The sequence below is a fragment of the Chloroflexota bacterium genome, from assembly GCA_016875875.1.
Lineage (GTDB): Bacteria > Chloroflexota > Dehalococcoidia > GIF9 > UBA5629 > 9FT-COMBO-48-23.
Genome location: VGOP01000013.1, coordinates 13,994 through 35,004, shown reverse-complemented (window position 1 = coordinate 35,004; position 21,011 = coordinate 13,994). Strand labels below are relative to the sequence as shown.

Sequence of the window (21,011 nt, the reverse complement as noted above, 5' to 3'; positions counted from 1 at the left end):
AGTTTAAGCTCCTTGCCTGTTAATATTCAATGCCACGTCTGGCATCTGTTCCTTCGGTGAATGGATGCTTAATCAGGAGCATCTCGGTGACTAAATCAGCCCGTTGGACTATCTCTGGAGGTGCCTTCCTGCCGGTCATGACCAGCTCAACCGAGGCTGGTTTTGAGTCCAATAAGTCCAAGACTTGTTTGATGGTTATCAGTCCCTGGCTGATGGCAACAAAGATCTCGTCGAGTATGACCAGGTCATATTTCCCGCTGAGTATCTCTTGCTCAGCGTAGGTTAGCGTTTGCTGAGCTTCTTGGCTTAACTGTTCTTTTGGTTTGTTAAAGCTATCTCCGACGCTCACCTGGATTATTTCAAAAGGGTTATACTGCTTTACGAAGAGATGCTCGCCGCAGGGTATTCCTTTTAAGAACTGGATGAAAGCTACCTTCATACTTTGTCCCACTGCTCGCATTGCCAGACCTAAGGCGGCAGTGGTCTTGCCTTTGCCGTCACCGGTGTAAACGTGGACGAGGCCTTTGGAGTTTTTTTCAACCATAATTCCTCCTAGTGTTAGTCAAGAGCTGTTTTAGGGTAATTGTTAGCCTTTAGCCCCAGCTTTTTACGGCGAGGCTAAAGCCTTGCGTTATGCCGGTAAGGCTGATTCCTCCCCAGAGTAATTTTATAGACCTGGGACATATCGAGGTTCTGCCTGATTATATCAGCTAGTTTATCATATATTTCCTGTTTGCTTATTGACGTGGCGGATGTTTCAGGCAGTTTGCGGAGCTGTTGCAGCCTGTTCAAGAGGAGGTGTGTGAATGTTGCATTGTGAAGTAAGCCATGAATATAGGTTCCGAATATCAATCCATTGTTGCCGACAGCGCCATCGAAGTAATTGACTTTCCCCTGAGATGTTTCGAAGATGTGGAGTGCCGGCTGGCAGTCCCGGCTGCTGGTTTGCCCCATGTGAATCTCATAGCCAGTGACCTCTATGTCCTTAAGCCCTTTGAGCAAGCCTTTGTCGGCAGCCACCCGAGCTTTAACCTGTTTGGTAGTTTTGTCATTGTGAAAGATGGTTGTGCTATTGAGTAAGCCCAGTCCGGCAATGCTGTCCTGCTTGGATTCGATTTTGTCAGGGTCGTGTATGCTCTTGCCCAGCATCTGATAGCCTCCGCAAATGCCTATCACTGGAATGCCGGACCTTGCCCGGTGGATTATGGCCTGTGCCAGTCCTTGTTGTTGCAAGTGCATTAAATCGGCGACGGTGCTTTTAGTGCCGGGCAGAATTAGCAGGTCGGGATTACCCAGTTCAGAGGTATTTGACACATAGCGGACGGTGCAACCTTGCTCCTCTAAGGGGTCGAGATCATCGTAGTTGGAGATGTGGGGTAGACGTATCACAGCCACATCGACAGTTCCGTTAGCCGAGCTCGTTTGCCTTTCATCGAGATAGACTGAATCCTCTTGAGCGATGTTGATGTCTCGGAAATATGGGATGACCCCCAGAACTGGCTTGCCAGTGCGTTTCTCTAAGATATCCAACCCTGGTTTCAATAGCTTCAGGTCGCCGCGAAATTTATTGATGACGAATCCTTTGATGAGATCGCGCTCCTGTTCGGTTAGCAGCTCCAGGGTGCCGACTAGAGAGGCGAAGACACCGCCGCGGTCGACATCTCCTGTTAGGAGGACAGGAGCATTAGCCATTTTGGCCACTCGCATATTGACTATTTCCCTCTCTTTAAGATTTATTTCTGCCGGGCTGCCAGCTCCTTCGATGACCACGATGTCATAGGCAGAGAGTAGTCGGTTCAAGGAGCTTTCGATTATCTTCAGCAGGTTGGGTGTGTGGCTGTAGTATTGGCTAGCCTTCAAGCTTTTGGCCACCTTGCCAAGGACGATTACCTGTGAACTGGCATCAGCCTCGGGCTTAAGCAAGACAGGGTTCATGTGGACTGAAGGCTCGACGCCGGCTGCTTCGGCCTGTACTGCTTGGGCTCGTCCGATCTCACCGCCTTCTTTGGTGGCGAAGGAATTTAAGGCCATATTCTGAGCTTTGAAAGGGGCAACTTTGAAGCCGTCTTGCCGGAAAATACGGCATAAACCAGCTACAATGATGCTCTTGCCTACCGAGGAGGCTGTGCCCTGTATCATCAGGGTTTTAGCTGGCATGGCTCAGTACTCCAATTTCTTTTATAGACTCGATTAGCTTCTGGCATTCCGGCAAGATGCGTGGTGCCAGGCGTATGTATTCAGATAAGCCGAAGGATGTACAATCACGGACTAATATACTTTTCCTTAATAGGGCTTGTCTAAAAGCCGTGGCGTTGCCGACCTTGACCAGGAAGAAATTGGTTTGTGAGGGTAGTGGCGATAGCCCCAGGCGTTCAAGCTCTTCTATCAGAAAATCTTTGGCTTCTCGGATTTTGTCTCCGCATTCCTGAATATAGCTGTCGGCGTTTAGAGCAAGTATGCCAGCTTTTTGGGCTATGACATTGACATTCCAAGGGGGGCGAACACATTTCAGGGCGGAAATAATTGACTCAGCAGCTATGGCGTAGCCGAGGCGTAGTCCGGCTAGGGCATAGTCCTTGGTCATTGACCGAAGGATAACTAAATTACTATTGTTTATTAAATCCAAAGATGTCCAGGCGTTTTCGGTGAAGGCGATGTAGGCTTCATCAAGGATAAACAGGCTGTTCTGAGCACTTGACATAATCCGTAGCAATTTCTCCTTGGACATATATTGTCCGGTAGGGTTGTTGGGATTACACAGGAAAATGGCTTTAGGTCGGTGCTTTTGGAGCAAATTTGTCATTTCAGCCATATCTAGCTGGAAGTTTGGCGCTTTTAGCACTGGCTGTTTCAGTATTTGAGCGTTGGCGAGGTGGCATGCTGTTTCATATTCACCATAGGTAGGCTGTGGGACAATAACCAAATCATTAGGTTCAAAGTAGGCAGTAGCTATAAGCCTGATTAGCTCAGTTGAGCCGCTGCCTATTATGAGATTGTCCGCAGATGTGTCTAGCTTTCGAGCCAGCAACTGTTTCAGTTCACTGGCTTCAGAGTCGGGATAAGATTCTATTAATGTATCGGCTAAAGCCTCTCTTATCCCTGGTGGTGCCCCGAATGGATTACAGCTAACGCTGAAGTCGAGGACAGCCTCTGGGGAAATGCCGAGGTTCCTTAGCTCTGCATGGTCTATGCCACCGTGAGCGCAGGGGGTGAGCTTATCTATAACTGGTCTAGGTCGCAGCAAAATATATCACCTCGGCAAGTATGGATATTAAGCACCAGATAATAGCTGTCACAGCAATGATTTGTCGAGAAGCATTAATTGTGTCAAGTGATAGGGGATAGTAGCTATCACCCAGTCTGTAATGGTTGACTTTTTCTAGTTGCACTCCTAAAGCGCCGGCGATGGCACTCATTGTCCAGCCAGCGTTGGGACTTTCAGTTTTATTATGGTCTCGAAGCATAATGTGCCAGGCTCGTGACGTATTTTTTCGGCATATCAGGCCTGCTAGAATTATTATTAAGGCGGTAATCCGTGCCGGGATGAAATTAGCGACATCGTCCAATCTGGCGGCAAATTTACCCAGGTATTCCCATTGTCCATGGTAGCCCACCATAGCATCAAATGTATTTAGTACTCGGTAGGTTATGGCACCGGATACGCCGAAGAGGAGGAAATAAAAAAGGGGAGCTACAAAGCTGTCACATATATTCTCGGCTGCTGACTCTACAGTGGCTGATATCACCTGACTCTTATTGAGTTCAGCAGTGTCCCGACTGACCAGAGACTTTAAGCTTATGCGTGCTTGGAACAGATTATGTTTAGCCAGAAGACTTTTAACTGCTTTAACGGCTTGCCTAAGCCCGCGTAGAGAAAAACTGAATTTCAGTAAAAGCCCAGCGACAATGACGTAAACCACGGCGTTAAATTCGCTCAAGTGAGCAAGCAAGAAGTAGATGGCTGTGACAATTAGTCCAAGCGTTATTAAAACAATGCCACCACCATAGGTGAGCTGTCTGAGTTTGCCCTTTTGTGGAGATAATCTTGTCTCTAGTGAAATTAGCTTACCCAGCCAGGCTATGGGATGCCAGGTATTGGATGGCTCACCAACGATGAGATCAAGGGCAAGAGCTATGAGCAGGATGATTATTGTGTCCATGATTTTTCAAGCATTTATCTGTCTTTGTCAGACACGATAAGGGTGGCGGGCAAAGCATTAATCGGGTGGGGATAGACATAGACTTCAGCCCCGTAAACCTCCTTGATAGCCTGGGCATTGATCACGACCTTAGGAATCCCATTGCAGTAGATTTTACCATCGCTGAGCATTACCAGCCGGTCGCAATACTGAGATGCCAAGTTTAGGTCATGAAGCGTCACCACCACAATTAAGCCTTGTTCTCGACATAGCTGGCGAGCCAGATCTAGAGTTTCTATCTGATAATTAATGTCTAAATTGGCAGTAGGCTCATCCATGAGTATTATTTTTGGTTCCTGGGCTAAGGCGCGGGCGATAGTTAGGCGTTGTCTTTCGCCTCCGGACAGCTCGCCGACTCTGCGTTCAGCAAAGACAAGTGTCTGGGTAGCTTCCATGGCTCTTTGAACAATAACCAAGTCCTTTTCTCCTTCATATCTCAATAGACCCAGATGTGGTGTGCGTCCCATAAGTACCACCTCAAGAGCAGTGAAAGGTTCAGGTAGGGCAGGATTTTGGGGGACAACAGCCACCAGTCGGGCTAAATCTTGCTGGTTCATATCGGCTATGTTAGTGCCGTCAAGGAAAATTTGTCCTGAGCTAGGTTTGATTAGCCGCGTTATACCTTTGATCAATGTTGATTTACCGGAGCCGTTGGGGCCGATGATGCCCAGCATTGCTCCTGGCTTGGCATCAAAGCTGATATCATGGAGCACAGTTTGTTTTCCGTAACCTAAGTTGACGTTAGCTAGTTGTAAGTTGAACATTTAGAATATCGCCCTCTTCCTTTGGCGCAAGAGATAAAGAAAGAAAGGAGCACCTAGAAAGGCGGTAATTACGCCTATTGGTATCTCTGTGGGTGCTAGCATGGTTCGGGCGGCAGTATCAGCTAGAATCAAGAAGATAGCACCAGCGAAAGTGGCTAGTGGTAAGAGAAAGCGGTGGTCGGGACCCCAGATAAGCCGAACTGCATGGGGGATAATGATGCCGACAAAGCCGATGGTGCCGCAGAAGCAGACTGCAGCAGCAGTTATCAGAGTTGCAGCTCCGAGCAAAATCAGCTTGACCTGTTCCACATTGATGCCTAGCTGCTGTGCCTGCTCTTCGTCAAGTTGCATTACGTTTAAAGGGCGGGCATGGAGACAGATAACTATTGTGCCGATGAAGATATAAGGTGCCACTATAGCTACCTGCCACCAGCTAGTTAATGAGAAGGTGCCCAGAAGCCAGGAAATTATGCCGTGCAATCTGTCTCCTGAGGCAATCATCAAGTATGAAGTGATTGCTGCTATGAAGGCACCAAGGGCTACGCCAGCCAGGATAAGGGTTGTCATGGGCAGAGTTTTACCGACTCTGGCTATGGAGTAGACCACAGCTACGGCTGAAACGGCCCCAATGAATGCCAGTAACGGGATACAGCTTGCCTGCCACGATATCGGTAGCATGAAACCGATAACGGCTCCTAAAGCTGCGCCTTGGGCAACTCCGATGAGATAAGGGTCAGCCAGGGGATTGCGGAAGAGTCCTTGATATGTGGTGCCAGCCACAGCCAGCGCGGCACCTACCATGCCTGCTAGGAGCAGTCGGGGCAGTCGAATGTCGAAAACAATGGTCTCTATGTTGCTTCCCCATGTAGGTTCTACATGGATAAAAGGCAACTTGGCCAATAGGACATGGTATAACGTATCAAAGGGAATGTCAGTGCTGCCTACGGCTAAGGTAACTATAATTGTTAATACTAAAAGTGAAGCCAGTCCAACTATGGCATAAATTCGGCTACGCCACTGTATGGTATAAAGTACAGCAGTTTCGGGCATAGTCGTATTCTTAATCAGGTCTAATGCCATTCTAGGGCAATCCTTACTTCATTTGTAGAAATGCTAACTCTCCTTTGGTTCAATTGAAAAGTTCAGGGTGGATAAATAGTGCCATCTGTTCCAGAGCTTCGACTATTCTGAGACCAGGGCGGTGTATCAGGTCACCATCGATTTTATATACCTTACCGTTTAATAGTGCTTGGATGTTTTTCAGTCTTGATTCACTTCGCACATATTGCCATGGTAAGTCTTCACCAGCCCCCATACCAACCGAGGCGACAATTATCTGCGGGTCTCTGTAGATGACTGTCTCTAAGTTGATAGTTTTGTCGCCAGAAATATTGGAGGCAATGTTTTGTCCGCCTGCCTTGCTGATTATGTCGTTGGCTAAGGTTTCTGCGCCAGCAGTCATCAGTTGGTCATGCCAGGTGATATAAAAGACTCTCGGCATTTGATCTTGAGATAAGGTTCGGGTTTTATCAATTACCGCTTCACTCCTTGCCCTCAAGTCACAAACTAGCTCCGAAGCCTGTTTATTTTGTCCAGTTATTTTACGTACCAGTGTTGTATTATCCAGCACTTCAGGTGAGGAACTTGGTGTCAGAGCAACAACTGTTAGGCCAAGTTCTTCCAGCGCGGGAATGACGGTTTTACCTTGGATCTGGGTTGCCAGCACTAAATCTGGCTCGAACGAAACTACCTTTTCTATGTCTACAGTACTGAAACCACCCACTTTAGGTTTAGTCTTAGTCGCCTGAGGATAGTCACAGTACTCAGTGACTCCAACCACTTTGTCGCCTAGCCCGAGAGTAAACATGATTTCGGTATTACTCGGTGCCAAAGAGACGATTCTTTGAGGTATTACATCGATCGTTACTTTTATCCCGAGACCATAAACTATGTTCCCCGGCGGGGATTGTGGAACACAGCTGAGACAGAGAAACAATGCCATTGCTGCCAGGATACAAAAGCCTTTTCGGATGTAATGGTTCATCGTTGTCTTCTTATGATCTAAAGCAAAATAAAATCCCCTGCTCCATAAAGCAAGGGGATTGATTCAAAATAATAAATCCCACCCCCTTACTCCGCGGAGGCAGCCATACCCAATAGGGCTGATGTTCTGACTGTTACAGCAGGCGGGACTGTGTCGGAATTACACCGGCTTGCATTTCAATTAAGCCCTTGGTCACCCCTGGGCACCCTACCACAGTTATTCAGTTTGTTAATAGGATAGCTCGAAATCAGCCCAAAGTCAATAGGTATCGTTGTGCTGGTCTTGCATTGCAAGTAAAGGCGGGTTTATAATTTAGCTCAAGGTTTGCAAATGGGCCAGCGTAGCTTTCCTAAAGAAGTCATTGCCGGTATTTTAGTAGCTCTGTTTTTTGGCTTTGCCCTGTATGTCCGAGCTGCTCTGCCCTTCGACAAGGTTTTTGTCGGCGACTTGATCAAATTCACTGGTAATGATGCCTATTTTTTTATGCGTATCGTGGACAACCTGGCCTATAATTTCCCCCACCTTAATTCGTTCGACCCCTATCTCCTTTATCCCACTGGCATGGAGCTTCATGGCATCCGTCCCCTTTTCGTTTACCTTCTTGCTGGAATTATATGGCTTATCAGTTTAGGCGTGCCGACACAGCATATTATTGATGTGGTCGGCGTATACTTTCCGGCTGTATTAGGCGCTTTGACTGTCATCCCGGTCTATTTTATTGGCAAAACGCTGTTCAGTCGTTGGGCTGGTGTAATAGCTGCTGGTTTAGTTGGTATCTTCCCCGGCGAATTTCTAGGTAGGTCAATACTTGGTTTCACTGATTACCATGTTGCCGAAGTGCTGTTCACCACAATTACCATGATGTTCATTATTTTGGCGGTAAAGAGCGCTAAACAAGGTGGCTTGACTTTCAACCATGTGAAAGCCCGAGATTGGGGAGCTATAGCTAAACCTCTTGTTTATAGCCTGCTTAGCGGCATTTTTCTGGGAATTTACATTCTTACTTGGCAAGGCGCTCTGCTGTTTGTCTTTATCATCTTTGTCTATGTTATAGCTCAGTTTGTGGTTGACCATTTGAGGAACAGGTCAACTGATTATCTCTGCTTAATCAGCATTATTACCTTTGGCATTGCCCTGCTGATATCTCAGCCCATCTTTCTGGACATGATGTCTTTGGTGTCTCTGAGTGCCGCCGTTCTGATTGTCTTAATTCTGGCCGTGCTTTCATATTTCATGGCCAAGCGTGGTATAAAGCCAATTTTTTATCCAGCGGCTATTCTTGGGCTTGGTTTGGTCAGCCTGATAATTTTCCGAATTGTTAGTCCCGCCCTTCTTCAAACCATGCTGAGTCATATCGGTATCTTTGCCTGGCCTTCTGAAACAACTGTCTTCGAAATGCGACCGTTGCTTCTCCCCTTTGGTTATTTTTCGCTATCTGTTGCCTGGGCTAATTTCAACACCTCCTTTTTCCTCAGCTTCATCGCTCTAGGCATACTTATCTATTTTGTTGTCAAGCGGGGTGAGACTGATAAAACATTGCTTGTTGTCTGGAGCCTGGTGATACTGGCAGCTACTCTATCTATGCGGCGCTTTGCTTATTACTTTGTTGTCAATGCGGCTCTGCTTGTTGGATATTTATCCTGGCTAATCCTAGAGTTCTGTGGATTTAGGAAACCAGTAGCTGAGCTTTCAGAGTTACCCAAGGAGATAAAAAGGAAGGCCAAGCAGAAAAAGAGGCCACAGAGTGGCTCTCGCCCTGCTGCCAGCCGTTTCAATATGGCACTAGGAGTGATTATTGTCTTTCTCTTTGTCTTCTATCCGAATACCGGCCCCTTGCCAGGCGGAGCCAAGCCTGTGATAGATGTTGCCAGTAACCCACAGTTTGCACCCAGTGATGCTTGGTGCGAATCTCTTTATTGGTTGAGAGATAATACGCCAGACCCTTTCGGTGACCCTGATTTCTACTACGAGCTTTACCAGCCATCACCACGGGGTAAAGGCTATGACTATTCTCAGACTGTTTATGGTGTCACTGCCTGGTGGGATCAAGGCTACTGGATAACTCGCATTGGCCGACGTATACCCACCTCCAATCCTGGTACTGGACATGGAGGGGAAGCTCGCCTTTTTACTGCTCAGGATGAAGCTTCAGCCAACAAAATACTGGAAGATGAGTGGGGTTCAAAGTATATAATTGTTGACCGCACCACGGTCATGCCACTGGGCGGCAAGTTTCACGCTGTGGCAAAGCTTAGCCTTGATGATCCAGGAAAATTCTGTGAGGTTTACTATCGTCCAGTTGACAGCAGAGCAGAACCGGTTTTCCTGTATTATCCCGAATACTATCACTCATTAGTTGTCAGATTATACAATTTCGATGGCAAACAAGTTATTCCCACAAGATCTGTGGTAATTTCTTATGAGGCGAGAGTGACCCCTGATGGTCAACCTTATAAGGAAATCGCTAGCGCGAAAACTTTTCCAAGCTATGAACAGGCTGAGGCTTATGTTACAAGTCAGAAATCAGGTAATTACAGGATAGTTGGCACTGATCCGTTTGTGAGTCCTGTACCGCTACAAGCCTTAGAGCATTACAAACTTGTTTATAGTTCTAAGGGCTCTGGGATACAGCCAGGCGGTGGGCTGATTTCAGAAGTAAAGATTTTTGAATACGTCGAATGACCTAAACACGGCGCAAATCATTCGCGCTCAGTCAGCAGCCAATTGGTTCTTGATGGCATAGAATACGTCTTGGGGCGCATCTATCTCGTAACTAAGGTTGACTGTTAGCAACAGGGCGTTTTCGAGATGGTCCCCCTTCAGGATTCCCTGCTCGGTTTACTTATCTAAAGGCAGGTATTTGTACGCTTGCTTTCACCAATTTTCGCATGATATAATCCAGCTTTGGCAAGGTAAAGCTCGGAGTGTTATGTGAAGGTAACTCTAGTTAATTACACTCTCAACCCCGCGCTTACTATTTTGTCTTCGGCTAGACCTTTAGCTGTCCAGTTAATCCTTGAGGAGCTTTTGCGTAAACTAAGCTCCAAGCCGAGAGATTTTTCCTACACTGCGCCCTGAAGTAAGAATAGATTAGGAGGTGAGAACTATCAGTAACATAGTTTAAACTGAATTTCAAGCTGAGTTGAATCAAACAGCCTTCGGTAATAGGGAGGAAAAAAACGACATGACAGCGAAGATTATTAGTGGCACTGAGGTAGCTGCCCAAATCCGTGAAGAACTCAAGGGGAGAGTAAAGAAACTAAAGGAAAAGGGAATAACTCCAGCACTAGCTGTAGTGCTGGTGGGTGAAGACCCAGCCTCTATATCCTATGTTACTGCCAAAGCCAAAGGTGCTGAGGAGATTGGAATGCACGAGGAGACCATCCGCCTGCCAGCTGATACGCCAGAAGAAAAGGTTCTACAGACAGTTGACAAATTGAACAAGGACCCTAAGTTCCATGGCATATTAGTTCAGCTACCCCTGCCCAAGCACATCAGCACTGATAAGGTGATCAACTATATCTCTCCAGAAAAGGACGTGGATGGCTTTCATCCTGTGAATGTGGGCAAGGCACTGAGGGGTGAACCCTGCCCCCTACCCTGCACTCCCCATGGAGTTCAACAGATATTGGTTAGGAGCGGCTATGACCCGGATGGCAAGCATGTTGTCATATGCGGTCGGAGCAATATTGTGGGCAAGCCATTGGCAGCCATAATGATGCAGAAGAAGAAGGGGGCTAATGCCACAATCACCATCTGCCACACCGGAACAAAAGATATAGGCTACTTTTCCAGGCAGGCCGACATTGTCGTAGCAGCTATGGGTAGTCCTAAGGCGATAACTGCTGACATGGTAAGAGAAGGCGCGGTGGTTATCGATGTTGGCGTTAACCGTGTAGAGGACAAAACTAAAGAAAAAGGGTTTCGTCTAGTGGGTGATGTTGACTTTGAAGCTATTAAAGAAAAGGCGGCAGCGATAACTCCAGTGCCTGGTGGTGTTGGCCCTATGACTGTAACTATGTTGCTGATGAATACGGTAGAGGCAGCCGAGATAAAAGCAGGTATAAGCTAGTAGAGTGGAATCTTAGTAAGCATTCAATTCCCGGATATTCAAATATAGGTAAAAACAAATAAAAAGGAGGATACGTTATGCCCTATGATGCAGTAAAAATGAAGGATTGGCAGATTTCAGAGGCTGCAGAAAAGAACATGCCAACCCCTGATGAGTGGCGAGAGAAACTCGGGCTGCAGAAGGACGAGATTATCCCCTATGGTAGGTTGTGCAAGCTCGATTTCATGAAAATTATCGAGAGGCTCAAGAAAAAGTCTGACGGCAAGTATATCGAGGTAACCGCTATCACACCCACGCCGTTAGGCGAAGGGAAAAGCACTACCTCAATGGGTCTCATGGAGGGCCTGGGCAAACGCGGCAAGAACGTAGGTGGCTGTCTACGCCAGCCGTCCGGCGGCCCTACCATGAACATCAAAGGAACCGCTGCCGGCGGTGGCAACGCTCTTCTTATCCCGATGACCGAGTTCTCTATGGGGCTAACTGGTGACATCAACGACATCATAAATGCCCACAACCTAGCTATGGTGGCGCTTACTGCCAGGATGCAGCATGAGCGCAACTACGATGATGCAGAACTGGCTAAACGTAATCTACGCAGATTAAATGTTGATCCTACTCGTGTAGAGATGGGCTGGATTATGGACTTTTGCGCCCAAAGCCTGAGGAATATCGTCATCGGCCTCGGTGGTAAGATGGATGGCTTTCTGATGCAGTCCAAATTCGGCATTGCCGTTAGTTCCGAGCTTATGGCCATGCTGTCCATAGTCACTGACCTCGCAGACCTGCGCCAGAGGATGGACAAAATCACTGTAGCTTTCGATGGTAAAGGCAAGCCGGTTACCACCGGCGACCTGGAAGTTGGTGGAGCTATGACAGCCTGGATGCGCAATACCATCAATCCCACACTGATGTGCACCGCTGAATATCAGCCGTGTATGGTGCATGCCGGCCCATTTGCCAACATCGCTGTCGGCCAATCCTCCATTATTGCCGACCGCATTGGCTTGAAGATGTTCGACTACCATGTCACCGAGAGTGGCTTTGCCGCAGACATTGGCTTCGAGAAGTTCTGGAATGTGAAATGTCGCTTGAGCGGTCTTATACCGCACGTTTCAGTGCTTACCACCACCATAAGGGCACTCAAGATGCATGGCGGTGGCCCCAAGGTGGTAGCTGGACTGCCCTTGCCCGATGCTTACACAAAGGAAGACCTTAAGACGCTGGAGAAGGGTCTGCCTAACATGATTCATCACATTAATACCATCAGAGCAGCGGGTATTAACCCTGTGGTATGCATCAATGCCTTCCATACTGATACTAAAGACGAGATTGCTATGGTGCGAAAGGCGGCTGAGGCGGCCGGTGCACGTTGTGCCCTTTCCACCCACTGGGCAAATGGCGGTGATGGCGCCCTGGAGCTTGCTGACACAGTTATGGATGCCTGCAACGAGAAGAATGATTTCAAGTTTCTGTATCCTATAGAAATGAAACTGCGTGAGCGGGTAGAAAAGATCGCCAAGGTGGTTTATGGTGCTGACGGTGTGTCGTGGACGCCTGATGCCGAAGCCAAAGCTAAGATGCTTGAGAGCGACCCGCAATATGGAGACTTTATGACCATGATGGTCAAGACACACTTGAGCCTGACGCACGACCCGTCTATTAAGGGCACTCCTAAAGGTTGGACCTTGCCTATCCGCGATGTCTTAATTTACTCCGGGGCAAAATTCCTCTGTCCCTGTGCTGGAACCATCAGCCTGATGCCAGGCACCAGTTCCGACCCTGCCTACAGAAGGGTGGACATTGATGTAAAGACCGGCAAGGTTATGGGCCTGTTCTAAAATTCAAGTAAGGGGAAATAACTTAAGGCTAGGTGATGCTTTGCACCACCTAGCCTTTTCAGTTAAAATCAATTTTGAGGTTAAATTGACCAAAAAAGAAATACTTCGAGAATTCGAGCCTATCTTCTATCCTAAGTCCATTGCTGTCGTCGGTGTCTCCCGAAATATATTTAAGGTAGGCTCTATTTGGTTAAAGGCCATTATGGATGCTGGCTTTAGCGGTGCTATTTATCCGCTTAATCCACGAGGCGGTGAGTTTCTAGGGCTGAAAGTCTATACCAGTGTTAGGGAAGTTCCTGGAATTGTGGACTACGTTATTGTCTGTATTCCGAGGGAAGCCGTGCCTAATCTGCTGGATGAGTGTGCTGGTAAAGTAAAAGCTGTTCATTTCTTTACCGCTGGCTTCAGTGAGACGGGTGATACGGTAGGACAGAAGCTTGAGAAAGAGGTGGTGGGAAAAGCACGAGAGGGCGGTTTCCGCATCATCGGGCCTAATTGCATCGGCACTTATTGTCCGGAGAGTAAAGTACCCTATGGGCCTGCTGGGGAAATAGGCGAAGTTGGTTCAGTAGGTTTCATTTCTCAAAGTGGCGGCATTGGTGAAAAGCTAGTTGAGCTGGGAGCCGCCAGAGGCATACATTATAACAAAGGAATCAGCTTTGGTAACGGTATAGACCTTGATAGCGCCGATTTCATGGAATATATGGCTGCCGACTCAAAAATCTCCATAATCGGCGCTTATCTCGAGGGAACCAGAAATGGTCGCCGGTTATTTAACACGATGAAAGCAGTTGCTAAAGTTAAGCCCCTGATTGTGTGGAAAGCTGGAAGGTCCGACGTTGGTGCTGCAGCAGCTATGTCGCATACCGGCTCCTTAGCCAGTTCAGCAACCATTTGGTCAGCAGCACTGAAGCAATCAAGTGTCATTGAAGTCCACGGCGTAGAGGAATTATCCGACACCTTGCTAATCTTTCAGCAGCTTGGGCGATGGCAAGGCAACGGTAATGGAATAGCCGTAGTCGGTGGGTTAGCAGACGGTGGTGGCGGCATTTCCGTCTCAGCCGGCGATGCTTGTGCTGAACTGGGACTTCATATTCCCCTACTCTCCGCAGAGACAAGACGGAAGTTGACTAGTCTTCTAGGCCAAGTAGGCAGTATCGTGCATAATCCAGTGGATGTTAGTCAGGGTGGTAGCAATCCCTCTATCATACGAGAAGCCCTCGGACTCATCCTTGCCGACCCATCCATTGAATTAATTATAGTCCAAGAAGATGCCGGGATACTCTTAAAGTATTTCCCTTGGGAATGGGTGCAGGAAATAAATGCTGTTTTCGTCGATTTGAGGGCAAGGCAAGATAAGCCCATTATCGTCATCTCACCGCCTGGGGCTGCTGAGGCACAACGTCTCGAGATTGAACGAATGTTGACTCAGGCTTCAATACCAGTTTTTCCCACGATGGAAAGGGCAGCTAAAGCTGTCATAAACCTCAGCAGATATTCTCAGTTTCGGGAAACTATAAAGAGCTAGTGATATGGAAGGAATCGGCAAAATTCTGCTTATAGTTGGCGGAATCATAGTAATCCTGGGACTGATACTTGTTTTCAGCCAACACGTGCCCTTTTTGGGCAAGCTGCCTGGAGATATATTTATAAAGAGAGACGGTTTTTCCTTTTATTTCCCTATTATCACCATCCTTATTTTAAGTGTCCTGATAACTATTATAGTTAATGTTATCTTGCACTTTATGAATAGATAAGAAGCCACTTTTGATGAAGACCAGTGATTTTGACTACCACTTACCTGCTGAGCACATCGCTCAAATACCTACTGAGCCGCGAGACAGGTCCCGTCTGATGATTATCCATAGAAACACTAACTCCCTAGAACACCGATACTTTTATGAGATTTGCAATTATCTTCAAGATGGGGACACTTTAGTTTTTAACAATAGCCGTGTTATCCCGGCACGGATTTTGGGACAAAGAGAAGATAGCGGCGCAAAAGTGGAAATTCTGCTATTGCGTAGGCTGGGCAACGCCCTCTGGGAGACACTAGTGTATCCAGGTAGAAAGACTGCAGTTGGAACAAGAATCAAGATAACTAGCAGACTTGATGACATTGATGTAAAGCTAATAGCTGAGGTGATAGAACATGGGGAGAACGGCACTAGAGTCGTGAGTTTTTCAGAGGAAAGTTTACTTGAGAAACTTGGCCAGGTTCCCTTGCCTCCTTATATCCGCACCACACTAACTGAACCAGAACGTTATCAGACAGTCTATGCCGAAATAAATGGAAGCGTAGCCGCGCCCACCGCTGGACTGCATTTTACGCCAAGACTTTTAAATGAGTTGCAGCACAAAGGCATTCAACTAGCTTTTGTTACTCTTCATATCGGACTTGACACTTTCCGCCCAGTTCGAGTTGATGAACCGAGTCAGCACCCCATTCACAAAGAGTATGGGGAAATAACCTCGGAAGTAGCTGCTTTGCTTACTTGGACTAAAAAACGAGGCAAAAAGATAATAGCTGTGGGTACCAGTACAGCTAGGATGCTCGAGGCAGCAGCCCAAGCTGGTACCATTCAACCTTTTGCTGGCTGGATTGATTTATTTATCCTGCCCGGATATAAATTTCGTGTAATAGATGCCCTCGTCACCAACTTCCATTTACCTAGATCAACTTTACTTATGTTAGTTTCGGCCTTTGCCAGTAGAGATTTTATCTTGCGGGCGTACGAACAAGCAAAGAATCTCGGCTACCGATTTTATAGCTTTGGTGATGCCATGTTAATTTTTTAAGGCGGCATTTTCGATGAAGTTTGCTTTAAGTAAGTGTCAAGTGCTATTGAGTATAGAAATTGGAAAATAGAAATAACCCTATGGCTTTGCCAATTAGCCATCATATATATATAATTTACTCCAGGGTAACAGTGATAGGAAAGTTTAACCGTTCTGGAATTTAGCTGGCTAAAAATGTGCGGTATTATCGGCTATTGTGGCAAACAAACAGCAGCTCCACTTGTTTTTGAAGGTTTGAAGCGTGTGGAGTACCGTGGCTATGACTCAGCAGGCATGGCTACCATATCCGACGGGCAATTGTCTGTTACAAAAGATACCGGCAAGCTTGAGGAAATTCAGAGCAAGCATAATCTAAGCTCATTACCAGGAAACGTAGCCATTGGCCATACCCGATGGGCAACTCATGGTGGTGTTACTCTGGCCAATGCTCACCCGCATTGTGATTCTACCGGTACGATAGCTGTCGTTCACAATGGCATAATTGAGAATTATCAGGAACTCCGCCAACATCTCATTAGCAATGGACATCGCTTCGCTTCAGAAACTGATACCGAAACCATACCACATCTTATTGAAGATGAAATGAAAAAGGGAAGCTCTCTTGAAGCGGCAGTTTTAGCTATTGCACCGAAACTAGAAGGCTCCTATGCATTTCTGGTTATATCTTCTCGTGATCCGGGCAAAATTGTCGGCACAAGAAAAGACAACCCTCTGGCTATTGGAGTAAGCGAACATGGCTATTTTGTTGCCAGCGATGCCTTGGCTTTCTCCGGGCTGGCTAACCAGTTGATGCCTTTAGCTGATACTGAGGTAGCAGTACTAACGACTAACGGGATCGAACTATTCGATGCTGCAGGCAATAAAATAGCGAAAGAAGCTACATACATCGACTCGAAATGGTGTGATAGTGATAAACAAGGCTATCCATTTTTCATGCTCAAGGAGATTATGGAGCAACCGCAGACCATCGAGGCATCTACTAACCAGGATAAGGAGTTGTTCACTAGAGTCTCTATGGATATTTTGAGAGCAGGCCAGGTGATAGTTACTGCTTGCGGTACTTCCAGATACGCTGCCCTAGTTGGCAGATATCTGTTCTCCAAAGTCGGTAGGAAGTTTTGTGATGTGGTTATGGCCTCTGAATTTCACTATTTTACCGATTCTGTCGACAGAAATACCGTGGTCTTAGCTGTCTCTCAAAGTGGCGAAACGGCCGATGTTATCCAAGGAGTGAAAAGAGCTAGAGATGCCGGTGCCCAGATCGTCTCTATTGTCAATAGGCCCCAGTCCCAATTGACTGAGATGAGCCACCATGTTATCCACCTAAATTGTGGCCCTGAACTATGTGTCGCAGCTACCAAGTCTTTTGTCAGCCAATTAGTGGTCTTTTACCTACTGGCTTCCTCAATGGTTAGTCACTTTGACAAAGCTGTTGCCGACCTCAGGGGTATCAGTGATAAAGTGTCTGAGGCTATCGAGTGGAATAACAAAAAACTCAAAAATCTGAGTCAGGAATTAAAGGACAAGAACGACTTCTACTACATAGCTAGGGGAATTAACTTCGCTATTGCTTCTGAAGCGGCCTTGAAGCTCAAAGAAATCTCCTATATTCATGCTGAAGGGATGCCTGCTGGCGAATTGAAACATGGCACTCTAGCCCTCATCGAGCCAGGGATACCGGTAGCTGTAATCTGTCCTGATGATTATACCCATCGTGAGACTTTAAGCAACGCCATAGAGGCTAAGTCACGAGGTGCTTATATCATCGCCGTCTCTGATAAGAAAAACGAAATATATGATTTCTGGGTGAAAGTTCCTAAGGTCAATGAGCTATTGTATCCTGTAGTCACTGTAGTCCCTCTTCAGCTGCTAGCATATCATTTGGCGGTTAGCCGAGGCTATGACCCAGATAGACCTCGTAACCTGGCAAAATCTGTGACCGTAAAATAATACTTATTGAAATACTGGGCTGACATGTCGGAAATTAGTGCTGCAGTCCTCAGATTAGCCAAAGAGCTGCTTACCAGTGATATGATATCCAGAGGTAGCAGACACATCTATCAGGCAGCCGTCATTGAGAATAGTATAATAAACAGAACTCCAATCTGGAGTGGAGGAAAAAATGGATAGAGTTTTGATAACCGGTGGAGCTGGTTTTCTGGGCAAGCACTTGATTAAAAAGTTGCTGGACAAATATAGTGACATCGAAATTAGGTCAATTTCACGGCATGAAAACGAAATTGTAGAAATGCTGGTAGCCTGCAACAACAATAGTAGATTAAAGCCTATCATAGGTGACATAAAAGAAGTCGACACACTAGGACATGTTCTTAAGGATGTTGACACAGTAATACACTTAGCAGCAATGAAACATATTGATTTTTGTGAGCTATATCCATCGGAGGCTATTTCGGTAAATATCATTGCGACCATGAATTTGTTGGAGCTGTTCTCGGGAGATACTTTTATAGGAATGTCGACAGACAAAGCCGTTGAGGCTACGGGCTGTTATGGTGCTACCAAACTTCTTTTGGAGAAATTAGTACTGGAGCAAGCGCGAAAAGAGCCAGAGCGCAGGTATATGGTAGTCAGAAGTGGCAATATCTTTGGCTCAAGTGGTAGTGTAATACAAAGATGGAGACAAGAAATAAAACAAAGTAATAAGATAACAATCACGGATTTAGAAATGACAAGGTTCTTTATTGGTGTAAATGCTTTAGTCGCCTTTATCATACAAGTCATTGAGCAAGGTGAAAGTGGGAAAATATATATACCGTTTCAAAAAGTCGCGAAGCTGGGAGATTTGGTAAAAGCCATGGTTGAACTTTACGGAGATAAGAAAACTAAGATAGAGGTCGTAGGATTAAGAGGGGGTGAAAAGATGCATGAAAGATTGCTTTTGCCGTGGCAAAAAGAGGTTGTTTCAGATTTAACGACTGAGTGCTCCGAGGATGGAGAGGTCTTAAGTATAGAGGAAATTAAGGATTGGCTGGCGGATTACTAGAATTTCGGGGAAGGATACATTGAAAAGAGGGGTGAGTGTAATTATTCCAGCTAAGAACGAGGCAGATTCCATTGGTGATCTCATTGCCAGGACTAAGGCAACCCTTCACGGGCGTAACTTTGAGATAATTGTTGTCGATGATGGCTCAAAAGATAGTACTAAAGACACTGCACAGCAAAGTGGTGCCATAACCATATCCCATATTTGTAGTTTAGGCAAAGGTGCTGCTATAAGAGACGGTGCCCTTTCTGCAACCGGGGACGTACTTGTATTCCTTGATGGAGATGGCGCTCATTACCCAGAAGATATACCGAGCATGATTGCCCCTGTTAGTCAAAATAGAGCAGACTTGGTTGTTGGTTCTAGAGACTTCCGCAGTTTAAAAATGTTTAGCTCCTATTTGCCGAGGCGGCTTACTAATAAGCTTGCTTCGCTAGCTACCTCAATTATTATTTCGTTTCTTTTACCGCTAATTACTTTGTTTAAATGTCCTATGAAATGGATTAGGGTAGCAGATGCTGAAAATGGCTTTAAAGCGATTAAAAAAGAAAAATGGGACAAACTGAATATCGTCTCGCAGGGATTTGAGATAGAGACTGAAATAATATATGAGGCAGCAAAGAATGGATTTCGTATTCAGAATGTTCCCGTCAACTGTAATTGGGATTCCAAGATTTCTCGTCTTTCCATTCTTAGAGATGGTTTGAAGACTCTAAAATTACTAACTTGGAAGCTCTTAAAAGATTTAGGCATAAGATGATAGAATATTTCAGTTGTACGTCTATATACTTTATGGGGCCGTAATGCAAATCCAATGCGAATTGTGGGCTTTAACTTGAGCAGAGGCTAAATTGAGTTTAAAGAGCAAGAACATATTCATTACCGGCATAAGCGGTTTTGTCGGTTCACACATGGCGAAGCATCTCCTTAATGAAGGAGCGAATGTCTTTGGACTGTTCAGAAGACGGGCTGATGGCAGTATCCCACAAAATATTAGGTATCTGGGAATTGAGAATGAGGCAGTCCTGCTAGAAGGAGACATACGGGACATTTCAAGCGTTGCCTTTGCTTTAGACCAGGCCAAACCAGATGTCGTCTTCCATCTTGCTGCCCAATCCTTTATTCCAAGGTCATTTTCCTCACCGATTGAAACCATGGATGTGAATTGTTTGGGAACGGCCAATCTCCTTGAGGCGGTTAGAAACAAAGGCTTGGATCCAGTAATAGTCTTCGCAGGAAGTAGTGAGGAATATGGGCTGGTGTTTTTTTCGGACGCACAGTATCAACACGCAATAAGTAAATATGGTGTGGTTTTTCCTCCGCCTATAAGTATCCCTGAGTTACCGATTACAGAAAGCAACCCGCTGCGGCCTATGTCTCCTTATGCTGTCAGTAAGGTATATGCCGACTATCTTGTGAGAAATTATCATACATGCTTTGGTCTTAAGACGGTAGTCTCCAGGGGTTTTAACCACGAAGGCGCTGGCAGGGGCAAGATGTTTGTAACCTCATCGATTACGCGACAGGTGATGCAATATAGGCGTGGTGAAATTGGGAAGCTGGTTATAGGCAATGTCAATGCCTTTAGAGATTGGTCACATGTCAATGATGTCTTAAAGGGTTATTGCTTATTAGTTGAGAAAGGTAGGTATGGAGATGTCTATAATCAGGGCTCACAGAGAACTAACTCAGTGCTAAGCTACCTTTTATTGAGTCTTGAATGTGCTGGTTACAATGTTAACAGAGTTGAAACATTTAGCGGTGATAAGAAGATAGATAATCCCAGCGATATGGATAGCTCGAAGCTATTTGGCCTTTCCTTTGAAAAGACCAGGGTGGATAGATTGATGGTGGAAGGCAAGTTAGAGTTTCAGCTTTCAGACGTGGGACTTATTGCTATTACTGATAAAGAGAAAATTCCTATAGAATTTGATAAAGAAAAGTTCAGGGCAGCTGAGGTGCCTATGTTGTTAGCAAAAACATCCAAAATCGAGAAACTTGGTTTTGAGGTACAGCGCAGCCTGAAAGACATAATTGGAGACCAGTTGAACTATTTCTTGGATCCGGCTCGATAGCAGGGCAGACAGGGAAAATACTTATTGGCGTGGAAAAAGTTCTTGAAACAGAGAAACCTTTGGTTGGCTATACTGGATTAGAGCTCGTGGGATTCAAGGTAACCCTATTGCACAGAAACTAGAAAGGGCTATGGTGGTAGAATACAAAGAAAGAGAAAAAGACTTAGGATATATGACATCGAACATGATTAAATCTCTGCTAATCTGCGTGAATCA

17 protein-coding genes and 1 riboswitch are annotated in these 21,011 nt (G+C 46.0%); of the genes, 10 read left to right on the top strand and 7 right to left on the bottom strand.

Features of this window, described 5'->3' with window-relative positions:
• Positions 1 to 19: 19 nt before the first annotated feature.
• From FJ023_08960 to FJ023_08930, 7 genes are all read right to left on the bottom strand, one after another.
• Complete coding sequence (locus tag FJ023_08960; protein ID MBM4447451.1) at positions 20 to 544, bottom strand: cob(I)yrinic acid a,c-diamide adenosyltransferase; 525 nt, start codon at positions 542 to 544, stop codon at positions 20 to 22.
• A gap of 74 nt (positions 545 to 618) precedes the next feature.
• Positions 619 to 2,157, bottom strand: a complete 1,539-nt coding sequence (locus tag FJ023_08955) for a cobyric acid synthase (protein MBM4447450.1) — start codon at positions 2,155 to 2,157, stop codon at positions 619 to 621.
• A complete protein-coding gene (locus FJ023_08950) occupies positions 2,147 to 3,247 on the bottom strand; it encodes a histidinol-phosphate aminotransferase family protein (protein MBM4447449.1) in 1,101 nt (366 codons plus the stop codon). The genes FJ023_08955 and FJ023_08950 overlap by 11 nt, the downstream gene beginning before the upstream one ends.
• Positions 3,231 to 4,160: a cobalamin biosynthesis protein gene (locus tag FJ023_08945; protein ID MBM4447448.1), complete on the bottom strand. Its 930-nt coding sequence runs from the start codon at positions 4,158 to 4,160 to the stop codon at positions 3,231 to 3,233. Before FJ023_08945 ends, FJ023_08950 begins: the two co-directional genes overlap by 17 nt.
• A gap of 14 nt (positions 4,161 to 4,174) precedes the next feature.
• A complete protein-coding gene (locus FJ023_08940; GenBank protein ID MBM4447447.1) occupies positions 4,175 to 4,963 on the bottom strand; it encodes a heme ABC transporter ATP-binding protein in 789 nt (262 codons plus the stop codon).
• Positions 4,964 to 6,043 carry an iron chelate uptake ABC transporter family permease subunit gene (locus FJ023_08935; protein MBM4447446.1) on the bottom strand — a complete coding sequence of 360 codons (1,080 nt, stop codon included), beginning with the start codon at positions 6,041 to 6,043 and terminating at the stop codon, positions 4,964 to 4,966.
• Positions 6,044 to 6,092: 49 nt separating this feature from the next.
• Positions 6,093 to 7,007: a cobalamin-binding protein gene (locus tag FJ023_08930; protein ID MBM4447445.1), complete on the bottom strand. Its 915-nt coding sequence runs from the start codon at positions 7,005 to 7,007 to the stop codon at positions 6,093 to 6,095.
• A gap of 98 nt (positions 7,008 to 7,105) precedes the next feature.
• Positions 7,106 to 7,232: riboswitch (cobalamin riboswitch) on the bottom strand.
• Between the two features lie 105 nt (positions 7,233 to 7,337).
• Between FJ023_08930 and FJ023_08925 the strand changes: the two genes are divergently transcribed.
• The 10 genes from FJ023_08925 (at position 7,338) to FJ023_08880 (ending at position 20,795) form a co-directional block, all read left to right on the top strand.
• Positions 7,338 to 9,689: an oligosaccharyl transferase, archaeosortase A system-associated gene (locus tag FJ023_08925; protein MBM4447444.1), complete on the top strand. Its 2,352-nt coding sequence runs from the start codon at positions 7,338 to 7,340 to the stop codon at positions 9,687 to 9,689.
• Positions 9,690 to 10,191: 502 nt separating this feature from the next.
• Positions 10,192 to 11,079, top strand: coding sequence for a bifunctional 5,10-methylene-tetrahydrofolate dehydrogenase/5,10-methylene-tetrahydrofolate cyclohydrolase (locus FJ023_08920; GenBank protein MBM4447443.1), 888 nt, complete (start codon positions 10,192 to 10,194; stop codon positions 11,077 to 11,079).
• 77 nt (positions 11,080 to 11,156) lie between these two features.
• Entirely contained in the window at positions 11,157 to 12,917 is a 1,761-nt protein-coding gene (locus FJ023_08915) for a formate--tetrahydrofolate ligase (GenBank protein ID MBM4447442.1), read from the top strand.
• Between the two features lie 85 nt (positions 12,918 to 13,002).
• On the top strand, positions 13,003 to 14,445 hold the full coding sequence (locus tag FJ023_08910; protein ID MBM4447441.1) for a hypothetical protein: 1,443 nt from the start codon (positions 13,003 to 13,005) through the stop codon (positions 14,443 to 14,445).
• A gap of 4 nt (positions 14,446 to 14,449) precedes the next feature.
• Positions 14,450 to 14,674: a DUF2905 domain-containing protein gene (locus FJ023_08905; protein ID MBM4447440.1), complete on the top strand. Its 225-nt coding sequence runs from the start codon at positions 14,450 to 14,452 to the stop codon at positions 14,672 to 14,674.
• 13 nt (positions 14,675 to 14,687) lie between these two features.
• Complete coding sequence (queA, locus tag FJ023_08900) at positions 14,688 to 15,716, top strand: tRNA preQ1(34) S-adenosylmethionine ribosyltransferase-isomerase QueA (GenBank protein MBM4447439.1); 1,029 nt, start codon at positions 14,688 to 14,690, stop codon at positions 15,714 to 15,716.
• Between the two features lie 174 nt (positions 15,717 to 15,890).
• Positions 15,891 to 17,666 carry a glutamine--fructose-6-phosphate transaminase (isomerizing) gene (glmS, locus tag FJ023_08895; protein ID MBM4447438.1) on the top strand — a complete coding sequence of 592 codons (1,776 nt, stop codon included), beginning with the start codon at positions 15,891 to 15,893 and terminating at the stop codon, positions 17,664 to 17,666.
• Positions 17,667 to 17,838: 172 nt separating this feature from the next.
• The gene (locus FJ023_08890; protein ID MBM4447437.1) at positions 17,839 to 18,720 is read left to right on the top strand and encodes an NAD-dependent epimerase/dehydratase family protein; all 882 of its coding nucleotides are present in this window, start codon (positions 17,839 to 17,841) and stop codon (positions 18,718 to 18,720) included.
• Positions 18,701 to 19,480, top strand: a complete 780-nt coding sequence (locus FJ023_08885) for a glycosyltransferase family 2 protein (GenBank protein ID MBM4447436.1) — start codon at positions 18,701 to 18,703, stop codon at positions 19,478 to 19,480. The genes FJ023_08890 and FJ023_08885 overlap by 20 nt, the downstream gene beginning before the upstream one ends.
• Before the next feature lie 91 nt (positions 19,481 to 19,571).
• Positions 19,572 to 20,795: a GDP-mannose 4,6-dehydratase gene (locus FJ023_08880; GenBank protein ID MBM4447435.1), complete on the top strand. Its 1,224-nt coding sequence runs from the start codon at positions 19,572 to 19,574 to the stop codon at positions 20,793 to 20,795.
• Positions 20,796 to 21,011 lie beyond the last annotated feature (216 nt).